The following is a 26,079-nucleotide window of genomic DNA, read 5'->3' as shown; positions in this document are numbered from 1 at the left end:
AAATCCAGATTCGCCATTACGATTTTATAAAGTTCTTTGCATGGCAAGATGTGGAATGCCATCCTCTTCATAAATCTCTCCATAACCTTTAAAGCCAAATTCTTCATAGAATTTTTTCAAGTAATTTTGCGCAGAGCATTGGATACGAATACTGGGATAATGCATATCACAATAAGACAATAACTCGCGTATCAGTTTTCTTCCATATCCTTTAGACCGCACTGATTTGGCTGTAACAACACGGCCAAATATGAGATGGTTTTCAATCTCAATTGGAAGAAACAGGCGCAAATAAGCCACGAGAGAATTTTCTTCCAGACCCAATAAATGCATGGAAAAAAAATCTTTGCCATCTGGATCCAGGTAGGGGCAGTGCTGCTCTACTACAAAAACACTCGCTCGTAATGCCAGAATGTCATAGAGTTGTTTGCTTGTTAATTCTGAAAACTCATACCATTTAAAATGAAGCATGAAAAACTCCCAATCCGGCGAAAATCTTCGATGCATTATGCTGAAGTTATGACTCTGAAATCAAGAGGAGTAATGATCAGGATAAAAACTTCAATCTCTTTGTTAAAACATGTTTTTAATTTGGTCATTTAGTTTATCTAAACTTTCTCATTAAAAACATTTTTGCTTCGGCTTTGGTGTTTTTCAAAATTTCTGATTACCTCTGGCAATATTTACAGGCAATGAATTCCAGTAAAAATCATTATCGAAATTATCTTTAGTAATTAGTACAAATTCAGATATTATGGTGAAGATTTTTTTAACAGGGAGTATCTATGTCGTTTAATAATTTCTTAAAAACATTCAATGAATTTTTATTAGAACAAGGCGGTACCACTTACCTGGTTGCTGACCATTATTTAAAAGGGAAAGACAAACCCCTGAAATCAGTTTTTTTCTCACCCTATTCATCTGCCTCTAATTTTTTATACAGAGCAGGTCATGTGGTAGCAGCACCGATTAGTTTTTCTATTATTACTTTAGAACTTGTTTCGTCGTCTCTCTATTTGAGCTTAAAGTCTCTCAACAGCCTGGTTTTTTCTGATAAAAAAGCCGCAAAGATTCATATCATTGATAGCGTGGTGCATTTTGCTGTTTCTCTTATTACAGCAATTGGCGTGATTGTTAGCCCCATTGTTAATTTGATTGATTTAATTGGGGGGGCAATATCAACTATGAGGGGCAAAAGTGAGGCAGCAGAACAGATGAGGCCATCTGTTCTCTAGTTTTTGCCAGATTTGAATTAAATAAGTGTTGCGATTAAATCCCTTAATCAGCATTTTGCAATAGTCAGGCCGCAACAGGATTCAGTTACCGAATTAAGATGATCGACTCCTGTGGCGGCACTTCGACTTAACACATACAACGGATTAAAAATAAGGGACATTAGGGTCGAAAGTAAGGCAACACAAGCCATGCCTGTAGCGACAATAGAGCCGGCAGCAGTGGCTTTAAATGAGGAGACGGTTTGTTCTCTCAACTCGGATCTCGGAACACATATCGCAAAGATCAAAGCAAATGGTGATAGAACTAATGCCCCCACTAAGTGGAGTATCGCTTTCAGCAAAAAGCCTGCCGTGTGAACACCAAGCCAAAGTGGTTTTTCAATAGGCCGAACTGCTAATGTGGCTAATGAATCTATGGAATGAATGGGTTCGAAATATTTTCTTTGTGGTATGGGTATCGCATCAGAGTATTTGGCACGAATGTTTTGATAATAACGCCAATCGTCTTCGACGTGGGAAAAAAATGATTTTTGAAAAGCCACTGGAAACTCCTTGTTATTGAATCAGCGGATATTAAAAAAAGTGGCAGTATTTGTAAATAATAGGCAAGTTATTCATTTTTCAAATCTTGGGATTTTCTTGTTGGCAGAGACAACAAGAGGTTTTTGCTGGGCTTATTTATGCCCACAGTGTTATTAATTTTGTCTTAAGCAAACTATATTATAATGGTGCCAAAAAAGCTTAAAATGAAAGAGTATAACGAAATTGAAAGACCAATTAGCCAAAATATTCGAAAAATACCCCTTTGTTCATTTAGATAAATCAGGTGAGCTATCAATAATTGTGCCTTTAACAGGCGCGGCCAGTATTTCCGACAATTTTACTGCCGATGAAACCAAGCCAATTTTTCTTTATTTATTTGGCGATAATACGTGCAAATCAGATCTGGAAAGAAGCACTTTTTTTTATGGTAAGCAGAAATCCGGAGGTCGTCACTCAGTAAAACCCTTTACCGAATTGTTCTCAAATCTGATTCATGAATTAAATGGTCTCAAATCGTCTACTGAAATCCGTGTGGATGAGCAACTATTTCTTGAAACAATCATAGCAAATCTCAATGAGTTGAAAGAGCAAGCTCTCGCTTTCAGAAAAGGAAATCCAGGCTTTGAAGACATGAAAAATGATTTTAGTCACAGCGATGAAATCATGGTATCAAAGAGCGAGTTTGTTGTAACGGTGTATCCAGACAGAGTGCGGCAATTTGATTTGCCAAACGTAATGAGTCTTATAAACCCCGGTGAATCCCGCTACAAGCAATTACTTGCCCAGTCCGACATTAATCAATGCCTAGAAGCATTGTCTCTTGTGCAAAAGCCTGCTGCAGAGGGTAACTTGGACCTGATTGCTGATGCGCTGGGAAAACTGGATGCAGACCCCATCGATTACTTATGCAAAAAAGATAATAAAGATCCCAAAACTTTATTTAAAGCGGTTTATGAAATTCTGCAAAAACGGGATACCTCTTTAGAAAATCAACAATCGGCTGTTTTCGAAGTCATGGAAGGCAATTTGGTCGCTGCCTTTGGAGACAACGAAGACTTTAGTACCTGGCAAAAGGAAGAGATAGTCGATGCCATTAAATCAATATTTAAACAAGCAAATTTGCTGAGTGAACAATCAGGAACCAAGCAAAAAACATTTGCAGATGTCTACAATCAGGCTTTTGATAAATATAACGAAAGCACTAATGATGATTCTGAATCAGGATGTAAACGCAGGAACACTTATCAGCTGTTTATTTTACAAACGTTTCTCTATTTGTGTTCTTTGCAGTTGCGTTTAAAAAACAAAGAAAAGGCAAAAAAATTCCTGGGTTTGTTTGAAGACAGGGGGACGTTGAATAATTTGGTATTACAATTATGTAACGATGAAAAAGCGTTTATGAGAATGATGGCCGATGAATTTGAGCTGACTTCTGCAGAATACGCGTCTATTGCTGAATCAACTTATGGCATCGTCTTGGCTCATATTGATGCTGAACATTTTGATGAACTAAGAATAGCATGCAGTGCTCAATTGCTCCAGGATTCCAATTATATCGTGATGGGAGGGCGTCTTTGTTGGAGCACCAGTTCTATTAATGAAGAGGGAAATATACGAAGCTTGGAGCAGCAAAAGAAAATTTCATCTGAAAATTTTGAAATTTTTTATAATCAAAGACAATCTTATATTGATAAATCAAGAGAGTTTCAACAGATAAAAGTTCTGCTAGATAAAGAAGTGAATGACGAAGGGATAGCTGAAGCTGTGGCGTCAAAAGTTCGCTACCTGACGAAATATCAAAAGTCACAAATCTTAAGCGAAGTGATTCAAAAAAAGAAATACGAACATGCAAAACTTTTAATTGAAAACTATGCCAATCTTGTTTTCCCATCCGTGTTTATTTCAGTGATAAAGAGTAGACCGGTTCATATTGATTTGATTCGAGCGTTTCTCAACGCAGACTCTCGTCATGCAGTGAATATTGACGGGAATGATTTAATTCAGGCAGCAAAAAAAGGAGATTTCGAACTGGTTAAAATCATTATAAAACATAGACCGGATTTATTGGAATCCAAAGACTCTTTCCAACAAACTCCTTTGCTTTGGGCTTGTGCCAATGGTCATGTGGATATCGTGGAATATTTGATGGATGCAGGTGCTGATATCCATGTCAGAACAATAGTGTCACAGAATCATCGCTATAAAATAGGAGAAGCCCCAACAGGGGGAAGAACCGCACTTGATTGGGCACGATGTTACGATAAAAATGATCCTGTAAAGGCATCAAAGATGATTGCTTTATTTGATACTTATTATCAGCGCATGGAAGAGAATTTTAAGGCAAATACGGCTTATAAGGACCAATTCAACAAGGCTCATTTAACCCAGGCGATAAATAATGGGGATTTAAAATTAATCGCATTGTTTTTAAAGTATTGCCCACACCTCGAAAAGATTTTCACTCAAGAAGATCAAATACGTGCAAAACAACAATATAATCAACAGATGTTGCGTTCTCAAATTATGCCGTATCAGAATTCATTTAATAAATTATTAGACGAATTACAAAGAAAAGCAGAATTACTGAGTAAAAAATATGGTTCTCTTCATGCAGCAACCAATGTCATGCAAGGACTAATTAATGATTTATCCACAGTAAGAAATGATTTTTTTATGAGTGAAATCACCCCTCAATCATTTCAGATATTTGCAAGGAAGTGTAAGAATGTTCTTGATGAGGCCAGACCTGTTTTATCCACTCATCGCGGTTGGCATGACTATCCTGATTTTGTCAGAAGATTTATAGGAGTTATTGCAACCTTGGCAGTTATTCCTGCATTGGTTGTACACTTTTCATCAGCAAAGGGATATGTAGGAGTTTTCTTTTCTGGCAAAGAAAATATAAAAACAGACTCTTCTGAAAAAATGGGTGAATTTGCGAATAACCTGGAAACCCTAAAAACAGAAATATCCAATAAACTGGCTTAGCTGGATAGTTTAACCGCTGAAACCAAGTGTTTCTTTCTATTCTGTTTGGGCTGTGGACAAAGGGTTCTATGGAACCCTTGATTTTTGTTCTAATTAAACACTTTATTTTCAAACTTAAACCAGATATGATGCAAAGAAGTAATATGATTTAGTTTTATATGAAATCCATCGACTTAAAGGAATATCTCCAAAAATTAAAATTAGGTTTTCAATTATTATCTGATTTACCTCCAGAAGAACAAATTAAATATCTAAACAGTATCTATTTGGCACATGTCAAAGCTTTTCCTTATTCCAATTTTGAATTACGCAGAATTGCTAATCAGCATCCTGTCCAAAGACAATCCTTGTCTTTTTTTAATTATAAAAAGCTGCTTTCTTCAGAACACGGAGGGTATTGTTATCAAAGTGCTGGTCTGTTGTTTGATGCATTAGTGCAATTGGGATTTAAGACGGAATATTGTGCGGCACATGTTCTTATTGGAGAACCAGTGAATTCCCCTAAGGTACTTGCGTTACCTGCTACTCATCTTGTTTTAGTAGTGACTCTGGGGGACAAAAAATTTCTTCTGGATCCGGGATTGGGCGCTTCTGCTCCAAGGCTTCCGATATGGATTACAGAAAAAGAAGAGCCCATTTTACAAGGTAAAGAAGAATTTAAATTTTATAAGCAGGATGGTGTGCATGTTTTGGAGAGAAAAACCAGCCAAGGGTGGTTTCGCTTGATGCAGACTGATTTGCTCCCAATAGATCTTAAAACGGTAGAAATGAACTTGCTCAAATTGGAACGTTATCCGGATACAATTTCTATTCGAGACAATAAAACGATTGTTGGATCTATTACGGAATATGGACGTAAATCGTTGGTTTGGGACGCTCAATCGAATCAATTGAAATTTTCAAAACATGATGGTGATGAAGTCATTCAAAAAACTTTAACCAGTTTTGAGGAGGGAGTGCAAACACTGGTTAAGGAGTTTGATATCGATCATATTTCAGCGCAAGAGTTGAAAATTTACTGTACTGCAACAAACCTTGCCAAGCCGATAAAACCTTGGACTGTGGACTTTCCCCTTGATCAAGCAGAGTTAAAAAGAATGGAAGAAAATTTAATTTTTAGATTATAGAAAAGTGGTTTGTCTTTGTTTTTCCAGGCAGGTTTGGCCCATCATAACTTATATTTTCATTACAATACCTGCTTGTATTTATGTTGCTAGCCCTTCTAACAATAAAATCAGCAAAAATCCAATGAAAAAACATAAAGTAATGTAAGGGGTTTCACGCACTTCATGGGCTTCAAGCAACAATTCCTCAGTGACCAGATAAAGTAATGCCGCAACACCAAATGATAAAATTCCATTGGTAATCGATAGTGGTAAATGAATTAATAAACTGGCGCCCAGAGCAGCTCCCACAGGGATCAATATGGCCAAAATGACACTGGTTAACAGACGAATTGGCACGTTCACTTGTCTTGCCCCTAAAGTGGCGGTTGTTGATAACCCCAAAAAGAAAATTTCAATGGCAAGAGCAATAGCGATAAGAATTCCTCCTCGTTCGCCAGCCAAAAAAGCAACCCCAATTAAGATACCGTCTATCAATAAATCAATTCCAACTGCGGTTAATAATCCCCAGGATAGACCTGTTTTTTCTTGTTCAAGATCTTCGAGCCTGTTAGTCAACCATTTTAGAAATAACATGGCCAGAATGCCTACTGAAAAACCAATAATAAGAGCAACAGGATCATGGTATGCTCCGATTTTGGGTAGCAGTTCTTTTGCTACAGCAGCAAAAACAACACCCGCGGCAAAATGTTGAGTGGCGCTGGTTATAGCACTACCGGGACGGTAAATGCTCGCGATCCCCCCACCGATTAACATCAACACGGCAGGTAATAAAGAATAGAGGGTAATGAGCGAAATGGATGGAGTCATAAGAGATATTCTTTAAGGTAATATTAATAGAATAATCAACTAATTAGATTAGTTCAAGAATAACAGACGCTATCCCATTGAGCTAATTATTTATGATTGCACCGTAGATCGCGGTAGAATGTTCTGTCATATAGGCCCATAGGCGATCCCCATAGGAAAAATGCCACCATTCTCTGGGGTAATTAACAAAACCATGCTTAGTCAGTATTTTCAGCATTAGAATACGATTTTGCATAGCTTCTTCAGAAATGAGTTTTGAATCGGTTTCGCATAAATCAGGGTCGACGATCAACCAATCCTTTGCGGCCATTCCAAGATTAACCAGATTACCATAACTATCAATGAGCTCAAGATCGACTGCAGCCCCAGTGCTATGTGGCGGTACATTGGTTGTCCCATCTAAATGAATTACTGGAGAAACCAGGCGGCACGTTGAATCAAATAAATCCTCGTAGGAATCGTACTGTTTGCTTTGACGCAGGTTATCACATTGTTGGTTAAACAGAATTTCCTGAACAGACAGACTGCGTAATCCTTCATATAATCTAAAACGCCAACCGTTGGGCAGGTCATTTTGTGCCAAACATAATTTTTGATATACAGTTTTACGTATTTTGGTGTAGTCATTTGCGGTTAAGGGTGTTTCCGGAGGTGGTCCATAAACAATAATATTTTGGTTTTTAAGATCAATGAGTTCTTCGCCGCATTCTTTGATAGGGATAGATAGTATTTTTTTATCTGCGATATGTGTTATGGGTTTCATTATTTTTTCGCAAAACAATCAAAATTTTATTGTATGGATTCGACAAGTTATTTACACATTAATTATATCATGCTGAAAAAAAGCAGGTTAGGCCTTAAGCTTTAATTTTTTAAAATTTATCCGATAAAACCTAATAATCTGTAGATGGCCATTTAATGAAATTATTGCTCAAAATCCAGTGTCTGTTAACAATGGCCCTATAGCTGCTATATATTGCGGCTAGTCCACAGCAGGCAGAGAGCTTATGGATGCCCCGGACTAGCCGTGGCATGCAGGTGTTGTTAAATTATATTATAAAATGGATTATCAACAGAATCTAATGTCAATTAAATTGTAACGAATTTTTTTCAGATGAGCTTTTCATGATGTCATAAATACTGTCACGTAGCTCTACTGGAACATTTTTTGAAAACACAGGTCTGACCGTGTCATTCTCTCTGTCCATAGCCAGTTGGATCTGCTGTATTGAGCCATAAACAGTTTTATGGTAGAGATGGTTTTCATATTTTTCAAATTCCCCCAAGCCTCTGCCATTTCCTACATAAGTAAACCCGGCCCTTTTTAGTAATGTTTCAATTTCAGTGATCATTCTAATACTCATCAAATAAATAGGGGCGTAATTATATTGATAAAATACAACAAGATCAATCCAAGATCATATTACAATTTATTATTACACCTTGTTTTGGTGTTTTTCATTTAGATTGTCAGGGGCAGGGTATCCTATGAAATTGATAATTTTCCATTGATTTTGTGCATCTTTAAGAAAGACATCTAATCCTTCATCTTGCGTCTCGGAAATGAGTTTTCCTTGCCCAAATATTTGCAAGTACCAGGTAATTCTTGCAACAGCAAGATGGCCTGAGCGATAGACCCGTTTTAATTTAAAATGATATTGGTAATTTTTCCCTGTTTGCTGAAATATTTTCTTAAAGCCATCACAAAGAGACGTGTAATTCTTTTGCGGGGCACCCTGATAATCGGCAGCCAATGATTTTGAAAATAAAGCACAGGTTGGTGCCAGTTTTTTTGATTAAATGCTAAAGTCCAGTCAGTAAATATTTTTTCAAATAAAACAAAATCATTATTTTTATTGGCTGCATGAAGATTGAAAGAGCCTGAAGAGCAGGTTATCAAGAGAAACAATAAAGAATGAATGAAGCGATTCATATTGATTCGTGAAACTCAAAGAAAAGATTAACTTAACAAATCCCCCCAAACAATGACAGCAAAATCTTAATGTTGCTTTTATTTGATTATTTATAATTTGGACACAAAATTCATTGTAAGATCATCATGAAATATTTAAGATCAGACTGTCTTCTGTTAATCTTTGTTTTGCATTATTTAGACTTTACAGCTATTGGAGGAGGTTCAGTATGGGGTTATCAGCTCAGCAAAAAACGGCCATAAAATCTTACTTCGAATCCAACTATAATCTGTTTTTTGGAATTCCTACTGAGCGTAAGGAAAGTGATTTAACACCTAATGAACATGTCATGGTATTGCAATATCTGCAATTTTATTTATTAAAACTACCTATCGAGTGTTTGGATGAAGAGTTGGTGAACAAACAAATTAATGGTGATGATACGGTAGGTATTTTATTAGAAGATTTTCTGGGCAATACCCTTTCTCCAATGAATCCAGATGCCTATTTTCATAGACAAAAAAACTTTATCCAGATGGGTAATACGGAAGATCCTGCCAAACCTGAAGATATTATCCATTATTTAATAGAAGTCATAGAAAATATGTCACAGCAAATGGATCATGGTTATTTAAAAAAAGAAAGTGATCCCAGGATAGAAAAGAGCAATAGTTCTTATGCATCGAAAGTACTAAAGTGGGGGTTATTTGGAAGCGCTGCTTTAGCTATTACTTATGTTGCCAGCAAATTGTCCGATAAAAGCCATACCAATAGTCTGTGAAAGCGAAAATATTCAGTTTTGGGGTAATAATATCCATTGCCAATCGACTACTCGAAGAACAAAACAAGACCATGCCATTTTATAAGAGTGGAGCCAAAAACCATGGGCCTTTGGCACCCTTTCCCTGAATACTCCTTAAAAAGGTCGAAGTCAATGATATTATGAATTCGATTTCGGTTAGACAGAAGAAGTAGTATTCTGTACAAACCTGCCTACTGATAAGGAATTCAGAGAAATGATAAGATATTTTTTTATAGTTTTATTCTTTTACGTTGGTTTTATGAATCAGGTTTCAGCTCTTCCCTGGTTTGGGCATGAAAATGATTTCAGAAACAATACCAAACTGAGATATAGGGCTCATGATGAAATCAAAAAAAATCAAATAGATTTTTCTGGCAGATGGAGCGGGCAATGTGATAGCAATCCTGCTGTGGATCTAACAATCAAGCATACTCGAGATCAGATTTCTCTTTCATATGGATTCATGGAAGAAAAATATATTCTGGGTGAAGTCCGAGCAGAGTCGTCCTCTCGCTTATCTTTATCCGAAAGCGGCAATACCTCAGTGAGATGGGATAAAGATAGCACAGCATTAATTTTTATTAATAATCATTTGTTTATCAATGAAACCGGTAGTTTGAATGTGTTTTTTAGTAAGGTTTCCATAGCATTGAAGCAAGGGCAACTGGTAGTCCAAGGGCAGCATTTTCAAACAGGAAATACGTTAGATGATATTAAACAAGAAACCATCTCATGTATTTATGACCGTAAATAATGACATGGAGTAAATCCCTGTATGATGAGCGTTTTGCTTGTCATTGGGGATTTACAATGTAGCGAAACAGCATCAATTGAGCAAAAGTTGTCGATCTAACTTTTTTTAATCCTATTGTTTCAAAGAATAATTTAACATCCAGTGTATATTATATTTATCAATCAGCATACCGAAGTGCGCACCCCAAAAGGTATCGGCAAGTGGTTGTACTATTGTCCCGTCCTCACTGAGTTTTTTAAACAGGGTTTCAATTTCTGATTTCGTGCTGCAATCAATGTTGAGATGCACATTGTTGCCTTGTTTTGCCTCACCACTTGGCCAATCAGATGCCATCAAAATGAAACTGTCTTTTCTTAAACAGGCATGCATGATTTCATTTTTATCGGCCTTTTTATCACAAGCCCCTTCAGGTGAATCACCATAGGTCATTAATTCCAATTCTCCTCCAAAACAATCCTGATAAAATGTCATTGCTTCCCGACAGGTAGCGTTGAAAAGCAGGTAAGGTATTAGCGGTTTCATCTGTTCTCCTTGATAGATTAATTATTGCAGGGACTTATTCAGCCCCCGATTTCCTAGTTAAAAGTCATTTTTTGCCTCGGTCTTGGCGTTTTTTGTAAGTCTTATATTAATCTGCTGCAGCTTTGAGCTTTGCGATATCCAGTTTTTTCATTTGCAGAAGCATTTTCATTACTTTTCCTGATTTTTGGCGGTCACTGAGTAATTCAGCCATGATACTGGGGACTATCTGCCAGGATAATCCAAATTTGTCTTTGAGCCAGCCACAGGGGCCTTCTTCTCCACCCGCTGATAGCTCTTTCCAGAAGTAATCCAATTCTTCTTGCGTATCGCAATTGACCATCAGCGAGATGGATTCGTTAAATTGGAATTCAGGGCCGCCATTAAGCGCTACATATTGTTGTCCATTCAAATTGAAGAGGATTGTCATCACACTGCCCGAGGGCTTTTTATGAATTTCAAATCCTTCTTTGCCATAATAAGAAATTTTTTCAATACTCCCATTTTTGAAAATCGAGATATAACATTTCACTGCTTCTTCAGCGTTATCATTGAACCAGAGACAAGGAATGATTTTTTGCATGGTTTTTATCCTTACTTGTAGCTATTGAAAAATTTATCAGAACTAATAGCGGTTATGTGGTTCATCCAAATTTAATTTTGGACCCTTGGGAACAATTCCTGTTGGATTAATGCTTAAATGGCTACGATAATAATGTTGTTTGATATGATCAAAATTTACGGTTTCCTTTATGCCAGGAAATTGATAGAGTTCTCGCAAATAATTGGATAAATGTGGATAGTCGATAATCCTTTGCAAGTTGCATTTGAAGTGACCATGATACACCGCATCGAATCGAATTAAGGTTGTAAACAAACGCCAGTCGGCTTCTGTGAGTTGCTCTCCTGTCAAATATCGTTGTGTTGCCAATAGGTTTTCTATTTGATTTAATGTCTTAAATAAAGCGTCAAATGCTTCTTCATAAGCTTTTTGAGATTTAGCGAAGCCGCACTTGTAAACCCCGTTGTTAATATTTTCATAGACAAGCTGATTAATCTCATCAATTTTTTGGCGCCATTGTTTTGGATAATAGTCATAATTTGTCGAACTAAAGGCATTAAATTCGCTATTCAACATGCGCATGATTTCTGATGATTCATTATTGACTATGGTTTTTTTTTCTTTGTCCCATAAAACGGGAACTGTTACTCTACCGGTATAATCTTTTCTGGCAGCCAAATACAATTCCTTGAGATAATGGATATGATTGATTTCATCTTTTGTTTCATTACCTGATTCACCGTAACTCCAGCCATTTTTCCCCATCACTGGATCTGAAAAGGAAACAGAAATAATTTTTTCCAATCCTTTCAGTTTTCTCATGATCAATGTTCGGCAAGCCCAGGGACAAGCATAGGATAGGTATAAATGATATCGATCAGGTTCTGCTTTAAACCCGCTTTCTCCATTTTCAGTAATGTGCTGGCGGAAACCGGATTCAGCTCGAAGAAAACGACCTTCTTTGTCCGTGTTTATATTATTTTCATCATGCCAAATACCATTAATCAATATACCCATTATAAATTCCTTATGTATTAATGGATTATCCATATTTTTTCTTGCATGCAATGAGATACTGGCATAGCAAGAATACGTCTTGTTTAATAACTGCTTTTTAATGCATAATCATTGATAAATCGATTAATTCCTTTTGTATCAATAAATTTAAGGAAAAATTTATGTTCAAAGTCGCTGTGATTGTCGGAAGCCTTCGTAAAGAGTCTTTTAATCGTAAATTAGCGCTTGCCCTGGAGAAGCTTCAGCATCCTACATTTCAGCTATCTCATATTAAAATAGATGATATTCCTCTTTATAACCAGGATCTTGATAATAATTTACCTGAATCAGTCATGCGGTTAAAAAAAGAAATTACGAAAGCAGATGCTGTTTTATTCGTGACCCCGGAATATAACCGATCGATCCCCGGTGTATTAAAGAATATTATAGATTGGGGAACCAGGCCATACGGGAAAAACGTATGGGCAGGAAAACTAATGGCAGCTATTGGAGCGAGTCCGGGGGCTATTGGCACTGCGGTTGCTCAATCGCATTTGCGAAGCATAATGGTTGCAGTTGATGGAATATATTTTGGACAACCGGAAATCTACCTGGTTTATAAAGATGGGTTAATCGATGACAATTTTTCTATTACCATAGAGGCTACCCGAAATTTTCTGCAAGGATTTCTGGATCGTTTTGCCAGGGAAATTGAAAAACATAAATCCACATAAAAATGCTGACTGATTCTTCAAAACAATGTGCGCACATTTTTCTATATTCCATATTGTCCATTGTGGTTAAAGTGCTGTACTTATTCAATTCATGCTATTACAGGTTTTTAAGGTAGTACATTACTTGGACATTTAATCATTATCAATCAATAGAATAATATCCATCAAATCAGTAGTTTTATAACATTGAGTGTAAATCTGTTACAATTCAGCGCTATTTGTATTTTTTCATAAGCAATATTTTAACAGGAACGGCATTAATTGAATTCTATTGGTTGGACAGAAAGACAAAGTCTTTTCCGATTATTTCCCCTCATTATCAGCATCTCTTTTGCTATGGATGTTTTTGTACCTGCAATTCCAGAAATGAGTCGTTTTTTCAAAACCGACAGTACAACGATGCAGGCTACTCTTTACTTGTTTATGCTCACTGTAGCCTTGGGACAGTTATTGGTTGGCCCTTTGGCCGATCGTTTTGGCCGCCGAAAGATGGCCTTGAGTATGTCACTTCTTTTTTTTGCAGGATCGTTGATCTCCGCCTTGGCCCCGTCAGTCCCGGCATTGATTTTTGCACGTATAATCCAGGCAGCTGGGGCCTGTGGTACCTATTTACTTTGCTTTATTATAGTTCGAGATAATTTTTCAACGAACACCTGTGCTCGCCTGTTTAGTATACTGTCTGGGACCAATTCGATGGTTGCCAGTTCTGCCCCAGTAATCGGGGGATTATTGTTGGATATGACACAGGACTGGCATAGTGGATTCTATTTTTTAACTTTGCTTGGGGTGTTAATGAGTGGCATAGCCTTTCTTTATATCCCTGATTATGATTATCCCAAAACAGAGCTACCTCAATTGAGGGTACACCAAGTGATGAGGCAAATAATAGATAACTCTGACTTTCGCCAATACACATTAATTGCGTCAGCCAGTTTGCTGGGATTGTATTTGTTTTGTGCTCTATCACCAGGTATTTTGATCACACAACTACACTTGAGTGCAACTGAATATGGTTTCTGGTTTGGTTTGAATGCAATGACAGTGTTTATCGCCAATATGATGGCTGCACGTCTTACTTATTCTCACTCCTTGGAAAGGATAGTTCGTTGGGGCTTGGTGTTAATGATTCTGTCATGCTTTTTTATGATTTCTCTTAATCTTCATCAATCCAGTATTTTAAGTTTTATGCTTCCTATGCTTTGCTTGACTGTAGGCATTGGTATTAGTATGGGTACAGCAACAGCACTTGCCTTAAAGGATTTTGAACAGCAAGCCGGTGTCGCTACCGCTCTATTGGGCGCTTGCCAGTTTGGCCTTGCGGGCCTAATTGGTATTCTGACAGCGCAGTGGATGCCCAGGCCATTGAGTTTGGCTATCCCAGTACTTTGTTTCACTGCATTGGGATTGGCTAGAATCACCAAATTCAGTTTTAGAATATTAAGCAATCCTTAATTTATTCAGTTAACTCAAGAATTTCATTGAGTAATTTAATGCGGTCTTGAATCAATTGCACTTGCCAGCTTTCTGTGCTGATCCTGGGACATTTCGTGTGAGCAAGTTGAATCCAGGCATCTCTATATTTAATCCAAGCTATCTCGGTTTTTTTAATACCTTCTTTGGTAATAGTAGTGTATTGAAAGGAGGTAGTATCTGCCATCAACTTTTTATAGATACTATTCAATTGCCTATCCAGTTCCTCATATTGCTTTGTTGTCACAAGAGGAGCCTCACATCGAGCTACCTTTTGTAACAGTTCAAACAGGCTTTGATTCAGACCTAATTGTGCATTGATGGCAAATGCGCCTCTGGCCGTTCCTGATAAATCAATTTCATTCATCGAATGATCATGGATATACACCTCTGCAGTTTTTCTAACCTGCTGGTATAATAGTTGTTCTTGAGTAGTCCATTGGCTGATTAGAGCATTAATTTTTTTATTGCGTTTTGCATCTTGCAAACGCTGATCAATAGAAGAGCACCAACCCATCATATACCCGCTGGTAATGTCATCACAAATATCAAAGGAAGTTTTCTTATTACCCTCTTTTATCTGTGCAAGATGGGCGATACGACCATCCATTTCCGCCGGAGCCGCATCCTCCATCATGCAGGCAAAATGCATGGCAAGATCAGGATTAAATGGTACTCCTCTACCATTGGCATAAGCCATGACCAAGATATTATAATCTTTATTCATTAATGCGCATTGAAAGGCTTTGTCATAATCGGGGGCTGCATTAAAACCATAATAAAGATCAAGCGCATCACAGTTTTTTAGAGAGGCCTTGCTGGCCTCATCAAGCTGGTTTTGGCTTGGTACTGATAAAGGGGCTACTGATTGGCATAATTTCTTTGTTTGAGGAGAATAATTCTCTAAATTAAGATGATTTTGCTCTCCAGTGTCATCCGCATGAAGTACGTTGATATTGAGTAAATTTAATAAACCAAATAACAGGCTGAAGATAATCGAATTGAATCTGATGTTGTTAGTTATCATAATTTTTTCTTTCTAATTATTTGTTATTAATACGGCATTCCATTTTTATGCATAAAATGCCATTGTCCATCATCACCAAACACTGCCGCAAGATCATCAGCAGGATAATTTACCTCATCTCCTTGGGTTCGATCTCCTATTTCAAGATAAACCACTTCATCAGCTGTCCGATTGACCAGTTGATGTGCTGTGCCATTTGGAGTAAATCCTGCACACATTCCGGGATCTAATTGAATGTGTGCAGTTTCAGTTATCAATGTTGGTTGCCCTTTCAGGATAAAAATGAATTCTTCCTGTAGTTTATGTTTATGCAGCAAAGCGGATTGTGCGCCAGGAGCTAATCTTGTTAAGTTGACGCCAAAATTTTTTATTCCAAAAAAATCCCCTAACGGATGTTTTTGACGACCAGCCATCATGGATGCGAATGGCTCAGGATAAATAGAGGGTTTGTTACGGGGGGGGACTTCTTCTGCTGCTATAGCAAGCAATGGATGGCTATCTCTGTTCATCATGATCGTCGATTGGAGTTTTATTATTGCAATATTGAATCAATATTAGCATAAAGTAAGTGATCTTGAATCTCTTCTTTCTGGAGTTCCACATTGTCAAGTTGTTACTGAGTTTGGAGAAGCCAAAACCTGACTTATCTTGAACAGAAAATACTGAGAGCATAATAGGTATATCATAAACTCTAGGGGAGTGGTGTAATGCGCACGCCTTTTAACGGAGGGAGTGTTTTTACAGATGTTTGCTTCGTTGGGTTATAAATAGATAATCCGTTCCCTTGAAGTGGTGGAGTTGGTGTAGATAATTTTTTTGCAATAGGTTCTGGAATTGGTGTAGAGGGTTTTTTTACTATAGATGGTAGGGTAGGAACAGATGATTTTTTTGCAGTCAGTTCCTGGATTGGAGCAGGAGTTTTATTTGTTACCAGTGCCGGTGAGGATTTATGAATTGGAAAAAATCCAACCTGGCCAGCCGTCAAACCTGTTTGCTTTTTTAGAACCGGTGCGCTCATTACTTCAGAACGTTGATCAGAAAATCCCAGAGTTTTTAATGCCTGAGACAAATCAGCATGAGCTAAAGAAAGTCTGTTGGCAAACCATGCTTCAATGGATGTTTTTGTGAAAATCTTTGCGGCAAATAATTCACATAGCCCTGCATTTCTAGTCAGACTATCTGTTTTCAAGTTATCAAAATAATAATGAACCATTTTGGATTCAATCAGTTTTTTTGCTTGTTCCTGACTGCATCCCCGAATGTTTGCTTTATGATGAATTGCTCGATTCATGATTAAAGTAAAAAATTCGAGATCTTCAAAAACAATGCGTGCCGGTGAATCTTTCTTTTTTACTTCAAGTGCGAGGTCAACTATAGTGTTCTCGGTTTTGTCTTTCAGAGGCTCATTTTGAAAAATTGTTTTAACCAAATCCAGTCGAGGAACGTTTAATATCAGGTGTTTTGTAAATTTTTCTTTATTACCTTTTGTGTCTACCAGTCCTTGAATCAGTTTTTTTTGTTCATCGGATGTTAATGAATTGTATAAGGCAATTAAGTAAGGCATTTGTTTGTGAAGATTAATGCACGCTTGAATGTTTTTAGCATCGGATAACAGACTTAGCTTTTGCATTTGCAAGAGCAGGGTAAACAATTCCGGATTTGCAAAAATATACTGCCCTTGCTCTACCGGATTTTTTAATAAAATACGTGTGACTTCATATCTCTGTTGATTGAGACTGAAAGTACAAAAACGGCAATCTCGTTTTTCAAGTTCTCCTAAACTGAATGTTTCCTGCTTTTGATTATCCCATGGATTGACTAAAATAAAATCATAACCACCATTTGTTTTAGAGACCACTTTATCTATTCTTAATGCATGACGCTCATGAATTTTTCCATTGGCATCTGGCTCACCATAGGCGAAGCTAATATAAATGGCTTCCCTTGGATTCATTAATTTGAGCTTGATGATTTCATCCATTTCTTCAGTATCTTCAGCATGAATACCTAATAACTTACCGACAAAACGGGTGGAGGATTCCATGTGTCTTTGTCTTATGCTATGAGCTGTTAGACTTCCAGATTCACCGGCATGATCCCAATCTCCGGTGTAATAATAGGAACTGATTCGTTCTAAAACTTTAATTGCAAGTGAATTGGTTTGTACCCCTTTTTTTGAATTATCAATTTCTTTCAGCTTTTGCTGGCCTATAAAAAAAATATCTTCATCTGTATTTCGATCATAAACGTGGATATATTTGCCACGCATTTTCTGAGAATCCAGTCGGGTACTCTGATTATTTCGTTTAATGCGGACGGTTAGCCCAAGTGGAGTTTGCGTAAACTTTGATGCTAACAATTGACGAGCTTCGTCTCCAGAGTTAAAAATACAATCCAATGCCACTAGCAGGTAACAATCATCGACTGGGCCTTGTTTTATAGTCAGGGGAGTATTTTTTTCTGGAAACAAAGGCGTCATATGAGTGTCCAATAATACAAAAAGTATTTAATTTTGTCATTTTATCAAAGAAATATTATGTGAATATTAAGAAAACCGAGGCAAGAATGGTGTAAACTCGTCATTGGGGGGCAAATCCATCACATAACGTGCATACAGCTCATTGTAGGTATGAATATTGCCTATCTTAACCTGATTACGCTGGATCATGATCGCCAAACGTGTTGATTGAGGGCCAGCAAACGCAAAATCAATTTTTTCAGCAATTCCTCGTTCAAATAAGTCAAGATGTTCCGATAAGGTAACAGCCGATTGCAGCATATGTAAGCCGTATATTTTTTGGGGATTTACAGAACATAGGCTACGTGCCAGAAAATCAGCTTGCTTCTGATTGTCTCCTTCCAGGCAAACTTTGTCATGAGGCTTTATTGCTGTTTCAAGAAGGGCAACTATATTTTTCTCAGAAATGATTTTGCCTTTTTTAAAAAAAGGCTTAATGTTAATGAGCCTGCTCTCATAATCCTTGAGGTTTTTATTCCAGTCCATAGTTGTTTTAGTAACCAGATGAGAACTATAGTGATATGAAATGTTAATAGTATAGTAAATATTGGCGCAAGTAATTGATTTTATCCTCCTTAAATATTAAATCCATTTATCTTCTGCTTTTTTCTTGCGGGTTGTGCAAAGTAAGTTGGCCTATGATATTTTTCCGTTACTGAAAAATACAAAATATTTTGTTTCAGTGTATTTCTATTTTCTTATTGAACCGAAGTGATTAATTCCTTGAAAGAAAACAATATATTGCATTAACATTAGTGGACTGTTTAATTCATAAATCATTACATAGGGAAGTGGATATGAGAGAAAAATATACCGGTCGATCAGAACCTATTATCAATAAACCTTCTGATATACCTAAGGGATTGGTTGCAAAAAGAAAAGCAGAATTGCTCTTGGCAAAATTAGAAGAAGCTCTAAAATCACAGGAATCTTTAATTAGAGAATCAGAGAGTCACGCAAAAGAGGACAATTCTGAGTTACTCAAACCCCGATTGACTCATCCAACGAGCGAACGTCCAAAAATCAACCACAGACCTCCTTCTTCATTTAGTTATACCAGTTCCGACAGTACTTTGTTTACTTCTGCCAAAGAGGAAAAGTTAGAGGAAGAAGAGCTTTCTTTATCTGTTTCCAACGATAAAAAAAAAGTAGTCGATAAATCTTCTACATCAATTTGGACGGAACTGGTTGCTGCTCTATCAAGAGCAGTTGACAACTATAGTCATAAAAGAATAGAAGGAACTACTCCCAGTGAAGCTTATGGTTGGTTTAGCTGGTTGCGTCATGGCAAGGCAGGAGAAGAAAAAGCAGGCGAGCTCGCCAGTGAAGCACGGGGAACCAGTACGGTTGAGTCTTTGTTGACCTTGCTTCATCATTTCTTTGCGGATTCCACCACCAGATACAACAATCATTCATTGGCTCCTTATGTAATGGATGAGCTCAATAAATTATTGGTTCAGTATGCTCTTAAACCTTTTATACTCAGTTTGGGATCTCAATATGATCTTAACAGTTGGTTGCATATCAAAAATCAATTGAGTCAACTGACAGGTAAGGAAGAGTGTCAAGAAAAACAATCTCTTGTTGCTCCTGTGTGATTATCAGGAGTCCTGCACAGGACTCCATATTTTTTAATCGGTTTTCTTGCGTTTTTTGATGAATGATTGATTCCAATCTTTGCACTAGTGCTGAAGGAGGGATTTATTGTCTTTGCGATGCAGAAATCGCGGCAAATGCTCAAATTAAATGCGGTTGTGAATGTACTACCAAAAACCTGCCTTAATATCCTTAATAAATAAATTGTGGGGATACTCCCGCCTGTTTCAGTAGTCGATATAGGTATATCAAAAAATCTCTTTGATCCGGTTTCCTTTTTTTCTGTAGATAATTTGGTTCATTTAATACATCGCCAGTTATTTTAACAACTTTTAGGCTCGGTTATGGCTGCATGGAGTTCCTTATTAAGTAGGATACATATTGATTTTAAATTATAAATGTTGTGCTTTTTATATATTATATTTTATGTTATTGTTCAATATCTTGATTAATAAAATCAAGAAGTTAGATAGAAACAGCTATTTTGGATTAGTCCTTTAACTTGACCTGGAATTTAAAAGATGAAAGAAATTATCGAGTTGTTAGCTACCTTGGATGAATTGCAAAACCCTTATATTCATCGTGTTAAAACCAAGTTGTGCGAGATTTTAAATCTGGATGAAAAAGAAAACGAGGTAATGCGAATTGAGCAATCGACAAGTCGATCCTGGGAGGAGGGGGCTACAACCGATTTAAGGATAGGCCCTATAAAATCAAAAGAAAGAATAGAGGAATTAAGATCTGTACTCGTCATGTTGTCTGCTGCCAAGGCAGTCAAATATGAGGAAGGGCACAATTTAAAGGATAATGGGGTGGAATTTATTATCACGGCATGTGATGTTGAGAAACTGGAAGGATTTATCCCACTGAATCAAGAAGAAATGCAAAATACTATTCCTGCTACGACGTTTATTCGTATGTCAATTGCAGGGAACAGGGGGTATGTACGAGGGATTTCATTCAATTCTGCAAAACTCGATGGGGAGAATTACCTTGGTTCGTTTAAAGAAAACGAACTAACAACACCGACACAACAATGGTTTTCTGTTCTTGAGTTATTGGATTTATTAAACAGTGAGTCAGAACTTAACCTCATTCAAATACAGAACGATTTAAAATCTCTTTTGGGGGTGAAGTTTGAAGTTTATTTTCATTCATCTAGTGAAGAATTCCCCATTGATTTGCGCACAGGAAATTTAGATTCCAAGGAGACAGGCGTTCAGCAAATACTAAGATCGTTAGATAGCCTTGTTTTGCTTGATTGTCTAAAAACAGAAACCAAAGAACTTGAAGATGGCCAGAAAGTATGCATTATCAAGGAGGTAAATCCTCAGGAACTTCATAAGTTTTCACTTAAAAAAGAAAAGAATACTAATGCAAACGCAGAAATGCTCTCCAATGTTATCGGAATTTTAAAACAATCATTTCCGCATAATAAAGTGATCCAGGATTTGGTTGTATTTGATGGCAGAGAAGGAAAAAGTATGTCGCGTCCCTACTTACATATTAGAACCCAAAGCTATCATCAGGAAGCTACCAGTGATTATAAGAGTGCAATGAGCATTCTCAAAAAAATTCAAGATAAAACATCAAAACAAATCAGCTTTGATTTCAGAAATGAGATGGTTGAGATGAAAGATGAATCAAGACCTATATACATAAACAGTATTGAGAATACTATCAAATCATCTCAATTTATTATTGATGTTGCGGTTGGTTTAACAACACAACAGCTGTTCGAATTGCAAGATATATGTGCTGAAATAAATCAACCCAAATTAAAACATCATCATCGTCATCATCTCTTCAAGACGCAAATTGAGGAACAAAAAACTGATGAGCAAAGCCCATCTTTGTTTTTAGGTTAAAGTCAAATTCGACATAAGAGGCATAAGATGCCTTTTATGTTGTTGCTTTAGCATCATATCTTGTTGTATTACCCGGTGAGATTTTATTCAACTGGCATTTTGGCATTTTAACAAACCTTCGAGATCAATCAGGGCTTTTTCATCGTGGATAGCTAAGAGCGTGACCCAGGCGGCGATGATCTGATTGTAGGTAAAAATCCGCTTTAACCACTGCTTTTTCTTTTCTTCTTCAGCAATGTGTTCAGATAAGGCAAGTTGTTTTTGGTTCAGTTTTTCCCAATTTTTTATGGCATTCGCCAGAGGCTCATTATTATTGGTTTTTGCCCATTCGTAAATCATGGTGTTGCGATTTTTTTGATAGTTCACTAAATCAGGATCATTGTGTTTTTCTGACAGATATTGCAAATAATACATTTCAAATTGATAGGGATGTTGGTATAAATTAAGTTTAATAATAGTTTGGTAAAATTCTTTTTCAAAAGTTTGTTGCTTCTCATTGAGAGGCTGATTTTTTGATTCATTCACTGTTTTTTCCCAGGTTGGCGTGATGACGTTCAGTGTCAGATTCATCATTCCCTCCCAAACGGCTTCTAATTCCTTGCCTTGTTGTTCTAATCGCTTTTCCAGCGAACTGATTTTTTGTTTTTGTTGGGTTAAGGATAAAGAGGCAAATTCACTGGCTTCAGGCATTAACTGGATAATTTTATCTTGAGAAGCACGGGCCACACGGATAAATTGGGAAAGAGCATCATTGTCGTTGGATTGAAATCTTTCTTTATAATTCAGGTAAACGGATCGAATCGTATTATTGTCGTAATTTTTCATGCGGGACTTAAACTGTTTTGATGCGAATAATTTGGCCCATTGGAGTAAATAATAGTCCGAAGTACTTAAAGGAATGTCTACTGTCATGTCTTCGATGATCGCGTTTTGATGGGCAACCAACATATTTTTAGCCGGTTCTCTGATTTTTTTTCCATCAATGACGCCATGCCCTGTGTACCATTCGGTAAAAGAACGTTCATATCCTTGATAGGTAGCGCCGTTGGCATCAGCAGTGCAGCCACTGGCATAGTGATCATCCGTTGAGGAAGTGAAACCACAAATTTTAGGATTAGCTATAGGATATCCATCTTGTGTTGTAACAGATAATTGATGAAACCCGCCTGAGTAACACTGAGACATGGCAAAAATAACGTGTTGGTTTGGTATTAAGGCGAGTAGTGACGATAATTCATTTTTGGATAAACAAGCTTTGCTAAAATTTTTGGCGTTAGTGAAGTTGTTAATAAATGGTTTTTGGTAATGCCAGAGATCAATGCAGTTGTTACTGTAGGGATTGGTATTTTTATCCTCTAAAAACCCATGAGGCATGCCGTGATCACTGACAAAAAGAAGCAAATTATCATCAGGATTGATTTGCTGAATTTTGGAAGATAAAAAAAAGGCATCCACATTGTATTTATTGGCTTGTTGATTGTTTGCGATAATACCCGTAAACATGACATCTTCTTTGCTTTGCTGATTATCTTTTGTATTAATGAGTTTGTGCACATCAAAGGGAGAAGGTTGTGCGGTTGATGTGTTACCTCCTCCAAAATAGATACTCACTGTTTCAGGATTAAATCGGGTGATTAAATGCTCATAAAGAGTTTTTGTTTGCAGGTATTGGGTGTAGTGGTTAAGGCCTGGGTTATCTCCTCCTGACAGTACCAAAACTTGCTGGCCTGCATAAGCAGAAGTGGCGTGCAGAGCAATTAAAATGCTGGGAATTATTTTCATCTTCATTCCATGAATCATTGTTGTAATTATTCTCATTGATGTCTCAAGGATAGCAACTCTTGTATTGAACTGCTAATGATAATTGAAACGTTAGGTTTAAAGACTAAGGCTAATTAGATATTGGCAAAACATAGTCAGCACCCAGCACTGTTATGGCTTGTGTTTTGATTATCCTTCGAGACTTAATCGCCATTTCAGCTTAATTTTGATTGTAAATAATGCAAATTTCAATAAAAGTAATCATTTTGACTGACGTGTGTGCATTTGTTGTGCGCATGGATTAAAATTATATCAAGGGAACCCTATTAGTTGATATTCATATTATGAGCACATCCGAAAAAGACGTTCGTGAACAAAAAGTAAAAACAGTCACATTAAGTTTTCTGGGTACAGGACAACATCGTGAAAAAGTTCATCATATTCTCACCAGTTTTCATAATACAATCTCGGAAGTAAATAAAGACAATCCTACAGTGGCAATGAGGATGTTTGATGGTCCTGGTTCGGAACCAAAATCAGGCGATAGCAAGGATCCGATTCCTGGGACTTATATTTATAACCCAATAGATAATTCCAAGGTATTAATTAGCCCTGTAATCTCCCAAACGATTACCAATGCCATACAAAAACTGACAGGAAATCTGGCAGGAGAAGGTATAGAGCATTTATTATTTGAGGCGGTACTTTACCTTAATGACATTATTGAAAAAAATGGAGGTCAACTGCCTGAAACAGTTAATTTGCATGGGTTTAGCCGAGGAGCGGATACCTGTATGCGAATGGCGAATCTCCTTTATCAATTATATCCAGACATCAAAGTTAATTTATTTTTAATCGATCAGGTACCTGGGCCTGGGAAACGCGATGATCCACATTCTTATACTGTCCCTCCTAATGTAGCACATTTTGAGTCGACCCTGATGTTACATGAATACAGGCCTGGATTTGATCCGCAACATTCAGGAAGGTATGTGATTGCAGATCCTGAAAAAACAAAAGTGGTTGTTAAACCTTACTATGGGGAACACAATACTGGTAATCGCGTTACCGAAGATCCTAACACGAATCACACTGCCATTTTATTACATGATGATATGAATCGTTTTTGCAGGGAAACTGGCTCACTCCCTTCTGTTGGGATTTCCCCACCAATTATTGCCAGAGTAGGAGATAAAAAAGAGGAAGTTCGAACGTCTTCAGGACTATCCCCAGAAAAACGCTTTGAGTTGTTATGTGGTATGAAGGAAAATGAATGGGGATATGCCAAACTGACCAAAAAATATCATGAACGCAGTATTGTGTCCAAGCGTGAAGATTACGTACAAGACTCCAGATTGTTTGTCAATCAAGAGCACCGGGAATTGTTTAAACAATTGTATCCCAAGTCATTTAACTGGTTTTTTGAAAAAAATCATGGCGGTCAAACCCAAAAAGAAGAAGTCATCGCCGAATTAAAATCGCTATCCGAAGATCCAAGGTATGAGCATTTTTTTTCATCATTAGCGAAACACTTTCAAATTAGTGAGAATAATATTGCAGGAACCTTGCCAGAACCTTCGGGTGTTGACAGGGATGAAAAAAGTAGCTTCAGACAACCTCCAGTCAGGGACAGACTTTCTTATTTACAACATTCCCTGACCTCCATTGCGAATTATTATCACTATCATTGTGATGAGAAGAATTCAACGAATGAGTCAGTTAAAAATTTGCTGTTAGAACGTGTCAAAGAGTCAAGGTCAAAACCGGATAGCGAAGCAATCAAACATTTGGAACAGACCATGGACGAGGTAAGACAGACACTCGAATCCAAAAATGAAAAAGGTTTCCTCTGGCAACAGATTAATCATATTTCCCCCAATGCTCGACAATATTGTGAACAAGTGAAAGCAGCACTCCGGGAACACCTTGAGCACAATCAGGTACTATCAGATACTCAAAAAGAGGAAGTTCGTAAGGCTATGGATAGAATGGATAGTATAGTCAACGATGGTAGCAAAGACAGTCAACAGAAATATAGGGAAATAAGAAGAGAAGTGATTGAGTTAAATGCCAAAGCTACCACACCGGAAGATGATAATCAATTAACAAGAAGTCATTTCCAAAAAGCCTATTTTGAACTATCAGGGGATCCACAAAAAAACCTGAATTTAGAATCTCTATCCCAAACATTGAATCAACTATCGAAAGCTCATTATGGTGAAACCAATATGACGGACAAAATTACTCAGCGATTGGATGGGTATAAAAATCGAAATTGGTTTTGGAATTCAGTCAAGGAAGTTTTGAATTTTTTCAATATTCCTCTTCCCAAATTGCATTCGGAGGTTAAAGAGCAAATTGCTGACAAGCTCAAAGAAAGACTTGTTGATCTCAAGGAAAAGGGCATGGGTAATGATGTGAATGCAATCACCAGAGAGCTTGGTAAAGCTCGCGAAGATTTAATTGAACATTATAAGAAAACTTCAAAGCTGGAAATGGGAGAATTGGATAAGATTATCAATAAATCAATGGAAGAACTCCTTGTGGCACGCAAAGTCACCAAAGACTTGGTCCATGAGGAAGTTAGTCAGGTTAAATTAAATTAAGCACTGTTCTGTTTTGGCAAAGTTATCATAAGAGCAGAGCGCAGCTCCTGTTAATCAGCTTGCCTCAAACTAAAATATCTATCAAAAATTATACTATACTCAAAACCACTACCCAATTTATTTTAACCAAAATGACAAAAATGAGTGAAGATAATGCTCCTGAAAATCGTTGTATTATTTTTCATATTACTTTAACAATGCTAAAAAAGGGAAAAACCTATAAGATATTAATCAATACTAAGCACAATAAATC

24 protein-coding genes are annotated in these 26,079 nt (G+C 37.1%); 10 read left to right on the top strand and 14 right to left on the bottom strand.

Annotated features, from left to right (window positions below):
• Window positions 1–24: 24 nt before the first annotated feature.
• Entirely contained in the window at window positions 25–471 is a 447-nt protein-coding gene (locus OQJ02_RS12235) for a GNAT family N-acetyltransferase (protein WP_265719290.1), read from the bottom strand.
• Window positions 472–785: 314 nt separating this feature from the next.
• Between OQJ02_RS12235 and OQJ02_RS12230 the strand changes: the two genes are divergently transcribed.
• Complete coding sequence (locus OQJ02_RS12230) at window positions 786–1,235, top strand: hypothetical protein (protein WP_265719289.1); 450 nt, start codon at window positions 786–788, stop codon at window positions 1,233–1,235.
• A 47-nt stretch (window positions 1,236–1,282) separates the two neighbouring features.
• On the opposite strand, the gene OQJ02_RS12225 is transcribed toward OQJ02_RS12230, so the two are convergent.
• Complete coding sequence (locus OQJ02_RS12225) at window positions 1,283–1,777, bottom strand: hypothetical protein (protein WP_265719288.1); 495 nt, start codon at window positions 1,775–1,777, stop codon at window positions 1,283–1,285.
• A 223-nt stretch (window positions 1,778–2,000) separates the two neighbouring features.
• Between OQJ02_RS12225 and ankF the strand changes: the two genes are divergently transcribed.
• A complete protein-coding gene (gene ankF, locus OQJ02_RS12220) occupies window positions 2,001–4,766 on the top strand; it encodes a Dot/Icm T4SS effector AnkF/LegA14/Ceg31 (protein ID WP_265719287.1) in 2,766 nt (921 codons plus the stop codon).
• A gap of 158 nt (window positions 4,767–4,924) precedes the next feature.
• A complete protein-coding gene (locus OQJ02_RS12215) occupies window positions 4,925–5,893 on the top strand; it encodes an arylamine N-acetyltransferase family protein (protein WP_265719286.1) in 969 nt (322 codons plus the stop codon).
• Between the two features lie 78 nt (window positions 5,894–5,971).
• Here OQJ02_RS12215 and OQJ02_RS12210 read toward each other — a convergent pair whose 3' ends face one another.
• The 4 genes from OQJ02_RS12210 to OQJ02_RS12195 form a co-directional block, all read right to left on the bottom strand.
• A complete protein-coding gene (locus OQJ02_RS12210; protein WP_265719285.1) occupies window positions 5,972–6,700 on the bottom strand; it encodes a ZIP family metal transporter in 729 nt (242 codons plus the stop codon).
• 82 nt (window positions 6,701–6,782) lie between these two features.
• Window positions 6,783–7,463, bottom strand: a complete 681-nt coding sequence (locus tag OQJ02_RS12205; RefSeq protein WP_265719284.1) for a M15 family metallopeptidase — start codon at window positions 7,461–7,463, stop codon at window positions 6,783–6,785.
• 322 nt (window positions 7,464–7,785) lie between these two features.
• Window positions 7,786–8,052 carry a hypothetical protein gene (locus OQJ02_RS12200; protein WP_230306039.1) on the bottom strand — a complete coding sequence of 89 codons (267 nt, stop codon included), beginning with the start codon at window positions 8,050–8,052 and terminating at the stop codon, window positions 7,786–7,788.
• An 84-nt stretch (window positions 8,053–8,136) separates the two neighbouring features.
• Complete coding sequence (locus OQJ02_RS12195; protein WP_265719283.1) at window positions 8,137–8,454, bottom strand: hypothetical protein; 318 nt, start codon at window positions 8,452–8,454, stop codon at window positions 8,137–8,139.
• A 325-nt stretch (window positions 8,455–8,779) separates the two neighbouring features.
• Here OQJ02_RS12195 and OQJ02_RS12190 point away from each other — a divergent pair, with 325 nt between their 5' ends.
• Together OQJ02_RS12190 and OQJ02_RS12185 are read left to right on the top strand one after the other, a co-directional pair.
• A complete protein-coding gene (locus OQJ02_RS12190) occupies window positions 8,780–9,394 on the top strand; it encodes a hypothetical protein (RefSeq protein ID WP_265719834.1) in 615 nt (204 codons plus the stop codon).
• 235 nt (window positions 9,395–9,629) lie between these two features.
• Complete coding sequence (locus OQJ02_RS12185) at window positions 9,630–10,169, top strand: hypothetical protein (RefSeq protein WP_265719282.1); 540 nt, start codon at window positions 9,630–9,632, stop codon at window positions 10,167–10,169.
• A 111-nt stretch (window positions 10,170–10,280) separates the two neighbouring features.
• On the opposite strand, the gene OQJ02_RS12180 is transcribed toward OQJ02_RS12185, so the two are convergent.
• The 3 genes from OQJ02_RS12180 to OQJ02_RS12170 all read right to left on the bottom strand — a co-directional run bounded on the left by OQJ02_RS12180 (window position 10,281) and on the right by OQJ02_RS12170 (window position 12,267).
• Window positions 10,281–10,691 carry a VOC family protein gene (locus OQJ02_RS12180; RefSeq protein WP_265719281.1) on the bottom strand — a complete coding sequence of 137 codons (411 nt, stop codon included), beginning with the start codon at window positions 10,689–10,691 and terminating at the stop codon, window positions 10,281–10,283.
• Window positions 10,692–10,797: 106 nt separating this feature from the next.
• On the bottom strand, window positions 10,798–11,271 hold the full coding sequence (locus tag OQJ02_RS12175; protein WP_265719280.1) for a VOC family protein: 474 nt from the start codon (window positions 11,269–11,271) through the stop codon (window positions 10,798–10,800).
• Between the two features lie 42 nt (window positions 11,272–11,313).
• On the bottom strand, window positions 11,314–12,267 hold the full coding sequence (locus tag OQJ02_RS12170) for a glutathione S-transferase family protein (RefSeq protein WP_265719279.1): 954 nt from the start codon (window positions 12,265–12,267) through the stop codon (window positions 11,314–11,316).
• Window positions 12,268–12,428: 161 nt separating this feature from the next.
• Between OQJ02_RS12170 and OQJ02_RS12165 the strand changes: the two genes are divergently transcribed.
• On the top strand, window positions 12,429–12,980 hold the full coding sequence (locus tag OQJ02_RS12165) for an NADPH-dependent FMN reductase (RefSeq protein ID WP_265719278.1): 552 nt from the start codon (window positions 12,429–12,431) through the stop codon (window positions 12,978–12,980).
• Window positions 12,981–13,241: 261 nt separating this feature from the next.
• Window positions 13,242–14,432 (top strand): multidrug effflux MFS transporter, encoded by a 1,191-nt coding sequence (locus OQJ02_RS12160; RefSeq protein ID WP_265719277.1) that lies wholly within the window; start codon window positions 13,242–13,244, stop codon window positions 14,430–14,432.
• 1 nt (window position 14,433) lies between these two features.
• Here OQJ02_RS12160 and OQJ02_RS12155 read toward each other — a convergent pair whose 3' ends face one another.
• The 4 genes from OQJ02_RS12155 to OQJ02_RS12140 form a co-directional block, all read right to left on the bottom strand.
• Window positions 14,434–15,477: a lysozyme inhibitor LprI family protein gene (locus OQJ02_RS12155; protein WP_265719276.1), complete on the bottom strand. Its 1,044-nt coding sequence runs from the start codon at window positions 15,475–15,477 to the stop codon at window positions 14,434–14,436.
• Window positions 15,478–15,503: 26 nt separating this feature from the next.
• Entirely contained in the window at window positions 15,504–15,989 is a 486-nt protein-coding gene (locus OQJ02_RS12150; protein ID WP_265719275.1) for a cupin domain-containing protein, read from the bottom strand.
• A gap of 179 nt (window positions 15,990–16,168) precedes the next feature.
• Window positions 16,169–17,968 (bottom strand): hypothetical protein, encoded by a 1,800-nt coding sequence (locus tag OQJ02_RS12145; protein WP_265719274.1) that lies wholly within the window; start codon window positions 17,966–17,968, stop codon window positions 16,169–16,171.
• A gap of 54 nt (window positions 17,969–18,022) precedes the next feature.
• The gene (locus tag OQJ02_RS12140; RefSeq protein WP_265719273.1) at window positions 18,023–18,481 is read right to left on the bottom strand and encodes a malonate decarboxylase subunit alpha; all 459 of its coding nucleotides are present in this window, start codon (window positions 18,479–18,481) and stop codon (window positions 18,023–18,025) included.
• Window positions 18,482–18,786: 305 nt separating this feature from the next.
• Here OQJ02_RS12140 and OQJ02_RS12135 point away from each other — a divergent pair, with 305 nt between their 5' ends.
• Both OQJ02_RS12135 and OQJ02_RS12130 read left to right on the top strand, forming a co-directional pair.
• Entirely contained in the window at window positions 18,787–19,593 is an 807-nt protein-coding gene (locus OQJ02_RS12135) for a hypothetical protein (protein ID WP_265719833.1), read from the top strand.
• Between the two features lie 519 nt (window positions 19,594–20,112).
• On the top strand, window positions 20,113–21,459 hold the full coding sequence (locus OQJ02_RS12130; protein ID WP_265719272.1) for a hypothetical protein: 1,347 nt from the start codon (window positions 20,113–20,115) through the stop codon (window positions 21,457–21,459).
• A gap of 87 nt (window positions 21,460–21,546) precedes the next feature.
• Here OQJ02_RS12130 and OQJ02_RS12125 read toward each other — a convergent pair whose 3' ends face one another.
• Entirely contained in the window at window positions 21,547–23,241 is a 1,695-nt protein-coding gene (locus OQJ02_RS12125; RefSeq protein ID WP_265719271.1) for a hypothetical protein, read from the bottom strand.
• Window positions 23,242–23,564: 323 nt separating this feature from the next.
• On the opposite strand from OQJ02_RS12125, the gene lem25 reads away from it, so the two are divergent.
• Window positions 23,565–25,826: a Dot/Icm T4SS effector Lem25 gene (gene lem25, locus OQJ02_RS12120; protein WP_265719270.1), complete on the top strand. Its 2,262-nt coding sequence runs from the start codon at window positions 23,565–23,567 to the stop codon at window positions 25,824–25,826.
• Window positions 25,827–26,079 lie beyond the last annotated feature (253 nt).

Source organism: Legionella sp. PATHC032 (genome assembly GCF_026191185.1).
Lineage (GTDB): Bacteria > Pseudomonadota > Gammaproteobacteria > Legionellales > Legionellaceae > Legionella.
Note: the sequence above shows the minus strand (reverse complement) of the source record. Positions and strands in the feature narration are given on the sequence as shown.

What these genes read in the sequence shown, in the direction of transcription:
- OQJ02_RS12230 (WP_265719289.1), top strand. Translation starts at nt 786, where the DNA reads ATGTCGTTTAATAATTTCTTAAAAACATTCAATGAATTTTTATTAGAA.
- OQJ02_RS12210 (WP_265719285.1), bottom strand. Translation starts at nt 6,700, where the DNA reads ATGACTCCATCCATTTCGCTCATTACCCTCTATTCTTTATTACCTGCC.
- OQJ02_RS12185 (WP_265719282.1), top strand. Translation starts at nt 9,630, where the DNA reads ATGATAAGATATTTTTTTATAGTTTTATTCTTTTACGTTGGTTTTATG.
- OQJ02_RS12125 (WP_265719271.1), bottom strand. Translation starts at nt 23,241, where the DNA reads ATGAAAATAATTCCCAGCATTTTAATTGCTCTGCACGCCACTTCTGCT.
- OQJ02_RS12155 (WP_265719276.1), bottom strand. Translation starts at nt 15,477, where the DNA reads ATGATAACTAACAACATCAGATTCAATTCGATTATCTTCAGCCTGTTA.
- OQJ02_RS12150 (WP_265719275.1), bottom strand. Translation starts at nt 15,989, where the DNA reads ATGATGAACAGAGATAGCCATCCATTGCTTGCTATAGCAGCAGAAGAA.
- OQJ02_RS12205 (WP_265719284.1), bottom strand. Translation starts at nt 7,463, where the DNA reads ATGAAACCCATAACACATATCGCAGATAAAAAAATACTATCTATCCCT.
- OQJ02_RS12200 (WP_230306039.1), bottom strand. Translation starts at nt 8,052, where the DNA reads ATGATCACTGAAATTGAAACATTACTAAAAAGGGCCGGGTTTACTTAT.
- OQJ02_RS12170 (WP_265719279.1), bottom strand. Translation starts at nt 12,267, where the DNA reads ATGGGTATATTGATTAATGGTATTTGGCATGATGAAAATAATATAAAC.
- OQJ02_RS12175 (WP_265719280.1), bottom strand. Translation starts at nt 11,271, where the DNA reads ATGCAAAAAATCATTCCTTGTCTCTGGTTCAATGATAACGCTGAAGAA.
- OQJ02_RS12140 (WP_265719273.1), bottom strand. Translation starts at nt 18,481, where the DNA reads ATGGACTGGAATAAAAACCTCAAGGATTATGAGAGCAGGCTCATTAAC.
- OQJ02_RS12235 (WP_265719290.1), bottom strand. Translation starts at nt 471, where the DNA reads ATGCTTCATTTTAAATGGTATGAGTTTTCAGAATTAACAAGCAAACAA.
- OQJ02_RS12165 (WP_265719278.1), top strand. Translation starts at nt 12,429, where the DNA reads ATGTTCAAAGTCGCTGTGATTGTCGGAAGCCTTCGTAAAGAGTCTTTT.
- OQJ02_RS12130 (WP_265719272.1), top strand. Translation starts at nt 20,113, where the DNA reads ATGAAAGAAATTATCGAGTTGTTAGCTACCTTGGATGAATTGCAAAAC.
- OQJ02_RS12215 (WP_265719286.1), top strand. Translation starts at nt 4,925, where the DNA reads ATGAAATCCATCGACTTAAAGGAATATCTCCAAAAATTAAAATTAGGT.
- OQJ02_RS12180 (WP_265719281.1), bottom strand. Translation starts at nt 10,691, where the DNA reads ATGAAACCGCTAATACCTTACCTGCTTTTCAACGCTACCTGTCGGGAA.
- lem25 (WP_265719270.1), top strand. Translation starts at nt 23,565, where the DNA reads ATGAGCACATCCGAAAAAGACGTTCGTGAACAAAAAGTAAAAACAGTC.